Raw genomic sequence first — 6,357 nt, 5'->3', positions numbered from 1 at the left:
AAGCTGAGATACCTGTTGGGCATCTCAGCTTGATTTAAATTAGTATTCGCTAGTTACGATAGCTTCGTCGTTGTTTAATACGTCTTCATCTAATGTCTTGATGACTCTAGATGAAACTACTCCAGCAATCATGCTGTCATTTACGTTTAACATTGTACGAGCCATATCGATGATTGGTTCAACAGAGATCAACAATCCAACGATTGCGATTGGCAGATCCATAGCTCCTAGAACGATCAAAGCAGCAAATGTTGCTCCTCCACCGACTCCAGCAACTCCAAATGAACTGATCGTCACAACTGCCATCAAAGTTAAAATGTAAGCTGGACTGAAGATGTCGATTCCTACAGTTGGTGCAACAATCGTTGCCAACATTGCAGGGTAGATACCAGCACATCCATTTTGACCAATCGACAATCCGAATGATCCAGAGAAGTTTGCTGATGCACTATCCACACCTAATGCTTTCGTTTGTGTTTCAATATTTAATGGCAAAGCTCCTGCACTTGAACGAGAAGTAAATGCAAAGCTCAATACTGGCAATGCTTTTTTCAAATAAGCAATCGGGCTGACTTTGAATCCAGTCAAAATCAACATGTGGATGATGAACATCACGATGATTGCTGCATAAGAAGCAATTACAAAAACACCTAAGTTTACTAATGCATTGAAATCACTTGTAGCTAACATTTTTGTCATTAAAGCAAAAATACCATAAGGTGACAGACGTAAAACTAATGTTACGATTCGCATAACGATAGTATATAAGCTATCCATGATTTTTTTGAAGAATGATGCATTTTCAGGGTCTTTTCTAGAAATCCCCATGTAAGCAATACCGACAAATGCTGAGAAGATAACCACTGCAATTGTACTTGTATCTCTTGAATCAGCTAAATCTGCGAAAAAGTTGTTTGGAATAAAGTTGACAATTTGTTCCGGAATAGATAAATCAGCAACTTGTGCTGAAGTTTCTGTGATTTGTTCAATACGTTCTGTTTCTGCTGTTCCTTGGACAAATTCAGCTCCGTCTAAGTTGAACAACATTACACTACCCATACCGATCAAAGCAGAGACTGCTGTTGTCGCTAATAATGTAGTCAATACTGAAGTACTGATTTTTCCTAAGTTTTTGTTCGTTTCAATTTTAGTGAACGCTCCGATAATAGAAACAAAGATCAATGGCATGATTAACATTTGCAAGAATCTTACATATCCTTGACCTACGATATTGATCCAGCTGATAGCTTCTGTAGTAACTGCACCGTCAGCTCCAAAAATCAGCTGCAGCAGTCCTCCAAATACTACCCCTGCTCCTAAACCTGTAAAAACACGAGTTGAAAATTTCACATGTTTCGCTTGCATTTTCCATAAACCAAACAAAACAGCGATAAATAATAATAAAACTAAAATAATTGATACTACTGTCATATAAATCCTCCCTTTAATGGCCGCTTCCCTATGACTGGCAAGCAATGTTATATCATAAGATTAAAGGTCCCAGACTGCCTAGCTTTCCGACTGGCAGTCCTGAAATTCAATAGTAAAAATTTCAGTGACTTATAAATAGTAACTGTTTTTGCCTGAAAAAGCAATCGAATCAGACAAATAAGACCAACTTCTTAAAATAGAAGCTGGTCTTTTATACTTTTTACTTGTGAAGCAAAACAGTTATGTCTTTATTTGTTGTTTTTCTTACTGAATTTTCGGATAAAGAACTTAATGATCTCAACGATTGGGATGATTGAAAAAGCTGCTCCCAATACAATTAACCATTGTTCCATGTTCAATGTCGTCACGTTGAACCAACTGTTCAATCCAGGAATCAAAATGACCATTCCCAAAAGAACTCCTGAAGTGACAATTGCCAAATTGAACATTTTATTTTTAAATAGTCCTACGGTAAACAGCGATTTTTCGATTGATTTCACGTTAAAGGCATGGAAAAGTTGAAGCAGTCCTAACGTGGCAAATGTCATCGTCAATGCATCTAAGTGGATCAATTCTTCGTTTCCAGCATGAACTGGGTTATGCGTTGCCCACCAGTAAACCATCAATGTGATCGTACCTTCTAATATTCCTTGATATACGATGCTTGGTAAGACTCCATTCGAGAAGAACGTGGCTTCTTTTCCACGTGGTTTTTCCTGCATAATATCTTTCTCGCCAGGTTCCAATCCTAGTGCGATTGCAGGGAAAGTATCCGTCACTAAATTGATCCATAAAATATGCACAGGAGATAATACACTCCATCCTAGTAATGTAGCAATAAACAATGTCAACACTTCTCCTAAGTTGGCTGACAACAGAAATTGGATCGCTTTTTGAATGTTGGTAAATACTTTCCGTCCTTCTTCTACCGCTACTACAATAGTCGCGAAGTTATCATCGGCTAAAACCATGTCACTAGCTCCTTTAGAAACTTCCGTCCCTGTGATCCCCATACCGACACCGATATCAGCCGTATTCAATGCTGGCGCATCATTTACACCATCCCCTGTCATCGCTACGATCTTGCCGGCTTTTTGCCAAGCTTTAACAATTTTTACTTTATGTTCGGGAGATACTCGAGCATAGACAGAATATTTCTTCACAGTCTTCGCAAATGTTGCATCATCGATTTGATCCAATTCTGCACCGGTGATAACCGCATCTGTTTCTCCTTCCTCAATGATGCCTAATCGTTGAGCGATCGCAGAAGCTGTATCTTTGTGGTCTCCCGTGATCATGATCGAACGAATACCGGCCGTTTTAGCAACAGCAATAGAGTCTTTCGCTTCTTCTCTTTCCGGATCGATCATCCCGACCATTCCTGCATACACTAATTCTGTTTCCACAGTGTTCGTGTTTACCTCGTCTGGAACAGCACTGACGATTTTGTAAGCCATAGCCAATACACGCAAGGCTTGCGTCGCCATATCATGGTTGCTGTCCAAAATAGCTTTACGGTCTTCATCAGTCAATGTTTGAAGTTCGCCATTGATGTCGATTTTAGTACATCGTTTCAACAACTCGTCTGGTGCTCCCTTAGTCGCTATAAAGTACATTCCATCAGTCATTTTATGAATGGTAGACATCAATTTCCGTTCTGATTCAAATGGAACTTCTGCTTCACGAGGTTCTTTTGCTAAAGCAGCTTGTACATCGATATCTTTATCTAAAGCATATTGAATCAATGCCGTTTCAGTCGGATCACCAATCAGTTCTCCTTCTCCAGAAATATTCGTATCATTCGCATACATCATGACTTTCATGACAGGCAGATCTTTTACTTCAACGTCAGCTGCATCTTGCAGTTGATTGTTCGTATAGACTTTTTCAACTGTCATTTGATTCATCGTCAACGTACCTGTTTTATCTGAACAAATAATATCTGTACTTCCCAGTGTTTCTACAGCCGGCAAATTACGGACCAAAGCTTTTCTCTTTGCCATCTTTTGTGTTCCTAGTGAAAGAATGATCGTTACGATGGCAGGCAATCCTTCAGGAATAGCTGCTACAGCCAGTGAAATCGAAGTCAACAGCATTTCTACTACATCTCTTCCATTTGATAAACCAACGATAAACATCAGGACAGCAATAGCAATGATCGCAATGGTCAGATATTTCCCAAGACGGTTCAAGTTGCGTTGTAATGGTGTCATTGTTTCTTCAGATGATGCCAGCATTTCAGCGATTTTCCCTACTTCTGTCGCCATTCCTGTTCCAACAATCACACCTTCTCCGCGTCCGTAAGTGACATTGCTGTTCATGAACGCCATATTCTTCCGATCGCCGACTCCTGCATTTTCGTCAGTAACGACAGCGATATCTTTATCAACCGGTACAGATTCTCCTGTTAATGCCGACTCTTCAATTTTAAGCGATGCATTTTCGAACAAACGCATATCAGCCGGCACTACATCTCCAGCTTCCAGCAACACAATGTCTCCTGGAACCAATTCTTCACTTTTGATATGTACGACAGAACCATCTCGCCGGACACGTGCTTCAGGTGAAGACATTTTCTTCAATGAATCGATTGCTTCTTCCGCTTTCGCTTCTTGAAAAACACCTAATACAGCGTTCAAAATAACTACCGCTAAAATAATCACAGCATCTGCTATATCACCGAAAAAAGCCGAGATCAAAGCTGCTGCTATCAAGACTAAAATCATAAAGTCCTTAAACTGTTCAAAAAACTTAACCAAGATACTTTTTTTCTTTTCCTCATTTAACTGGTTGTGACCATAAGATTCGATTCTTTTCTCTGCTTCTGCAGTCGTAAGACCTTTTTCAGACGTTTCGAACGTTTGAAAAACTTTGGAGATATCTTGAGCAAAAAATGGTTCCTTTAGTTGTTCTTTTCTTTCCATACTAACCACCCGCTTTCTCTTTTCTTCATTTCACTTTCATTATATGTTTTTATCTTTTGTAATTCAAAGAATCAGGTGCGTAATACAAAAAAGGAGCCGCAGCAACTTTAAGTTGCCTCGACTCCTAGTGAAATAAGTGTTTTAAATAAATGCCAGAATTAGGAAATTCAAGACAAATAATGCTGTAGATACTCCTAATACAGGATGAACATCTTTTATTTTGCTCTTAGCTAGTTTTACAATGATGTAAAAAATGAAACCAGCTGCTATTCCATAAGAGATGCTGTAAGCCAGACCCATAAAAATAGAAGCGAAGAATGCAGGAATAGCTTCTTCTAAATCATCCCAGTTGATTTCCAATAGAGAAGACATCATCATAATCCCTACCATAATCAACGCCGGTGCAGTAGCTTGTCCTGGAACAATCGCTACCAATGGTGAGAACAAACTAGTCAATAAGAACATACCTGCAACAACTACACTCGTAAAGCCTGTACGTCCGCCAGCTGCAATACCAGCAGCACTTTCAACGTATGTTGTGGTATTAGATGTTCCAAAAACAGCCCCTACAGACGTTGCGATCGCATCTGCAAATAATGCTTTGTCCATTTTTGTTTTGATCCCAGTGCTGTTATCCAAAGCCAACTCATCTTCTTGTGAGAAAATACCAGTTTTCCGTCCAGTACCGATAAATGTCCCAATCGTATCGAACACATCAGATAAACTGAATGCAAAAATCGTCATCAAAACTAACGGCAGACGAGATACATCTCCAAACAAAGAAGCCATACCTTCTGATCCAAAAGCTGCTCCAAAAGTAACACCCAATTCAGAAAAAGCACTGCCTAAAGAATTTGCTGGATTTGAAATACCTGACAAATCTACGATACCCATCGGAATTCCTAGAATAGTCGTTGCTACGATTCCAATCAAAATTGCTCCGCGCACTTTTGATACCAATAAAATAACCGTAATGATCAACCCGAATAAAGCTAAAAGAGACCCTGGATTAGTAAAGTTTACTAATGCCGGAACAATTCCTCCGCCACTCACTATGCTGGTAATACCGCCTTCGTAAGTGGTAGCTGCGGCATCGAATGGAGCATTATTGATACTTTGGATATTTCCTGGTTCTGAAGTAAACTGTAAGAATCCCGCATTTTTGATTCCGATGTAAGCAACGAATACTCCGATTCCTCCGCTGATTGCATGTTGCAAACTCATAGGAATCGAATGGATGATCATTTTACGGACTTTTGTTACTGTGATCAAGATATTAAAGATCCCGCAAATAAAGACCATTGCTAAAGCTTCTTGCCAAGTAAAACCTAGTGCAAAAACAACTGTGTATGTAAAGAATGCATTCAATCCCATTCCAGGTGCTTGAGCATACGGTACATTAGCGAATAACCCCATCACTAAAGTTCCAATTGCGGCTGCGATCAATGTAGATAAAAAGACTGCTTGTGTGGGCATTCCTGTCATAGAAAGAATGGCGGGATTCACAAATATGATATAAGACATCGCAAAAAAAGTTGTCAAACCTGCCATGATTTCTGTTGAGATAGTTGTATTATTTTCTTTAAACTTAAAAAAATTATCCATTGAATAAGTACCCTGCCTTTTTTATAGTTTACAAAAGAAGTATTCGCTCTTTTATAAAGTAAGAAAAAGGGTCATAAAGTCTCTTTAAAGAAACACTGGTGTCTTTGTGGAAAAAAATAAAAAAACAATAAGAACCATAAAACTGATCCACAATTAAAACATCAAGCTGCATATCATCAGCTTGATCACACGCTCTATTTATTTCTCTAATAGTTGAACCTTTTACGGTGTTCAGTAGAAACTTCAAAGCCCATATCGCTTAAATTATATTAGATTTTCCTTTTGCTCCATCATTATAGCCGGTATTTTGGAAAATGACAAGACAAAGTCATATAATTAATAATAAAAAACCGTTTAATGTTCGTGTTTACCTATTGTTTATGTGCACAAAAAAGAA

Annotated in this window: 3 protein-coding genes and 1 riboswitch; all 3 genes read right to left on the bottom strand. The window is 38.8% G+C overall.

Features of this window, described 5'->3' with window-relative positions; genetic code table 11:
- Positions 1-39 precede the first annotated feature (39 nt).
- The gene (locus tag LMF32_RS00410) at positions 40-1,431 is read right to left on the bottom strand and encodes an L-cystine transporter (protein WP_092479332.1); all 1,392 of its coding nucleotides are present in this window, start codon (positions 1,429-1,431) and stop codon (positions 40-42) included.
- Positions 1,432-1,679: 248 nt separating this feature from the next.
- A complete protein-coding gene (locus LMF32_RS00405) occupies positions 1,680-4,355 on the bottom strand; it encodes a cation-translocating P-type ATPase (protein WP_230523455.1) in 2,676 nt (891 codons plus the stop codon).
- A gap of 141 nt (positions 4,356-4,496) precedes the next feature.
- Complete coding sequence (locus LMF32_RS00400; RefSeq protein WP_092479330.1) at positions 4,497-5,960, bottom strand: NCS2 family permease; 1,464 nt, start codon at positions 5,958-5,960, stop codon at positions 4,497-4,499.
- A gap of 190 nt (positions 5,961-6,150) precedes the next feature.
- Positions 6,151-6,252, bottom strand: a riboswitch (purine riboswitch).
- Between the last annotated feature and the right edge of the window lie 105 nt (positions 6,253-6,357).

This window comes from Desemzia sp. C1, from assembly GCF_020882875.1.
Classification (GTDB): domain Bacteria; phylum Bacillota; class Bacilli; order Lactobacillales; family Carnobacteriaceae; genus Desemzia; species Desemzia incerta.
This window is presented reverse-complemented; position numbering and strand designations above follow the sequence as displayed.

Bases quoted from the DNA above. Each gene is read 5' to 3' on its own strand.
- LMF32_RS00410 (WP_092479332.1), bottom strand. From the start codon at position 1,431: ATGACAGTAGTATCAATTATTTTAGTTTTATTATTATTTATCGCTGTT.
- LMF32_RS00405 (WP_230523455.1), bottom strand. From the start codon at position 4,355: ATGGAAAGAAAAGAACAACTAAAGGAACCATTTTTTGCTCAAGATATC.
- LMF32_RS00400 (WP_092479330.1), bottom strand. From the start codon at position 5,960: ATGGATAATTTTTTTAAGTTTAAAGAAAATAATACAACTATCTCAACA.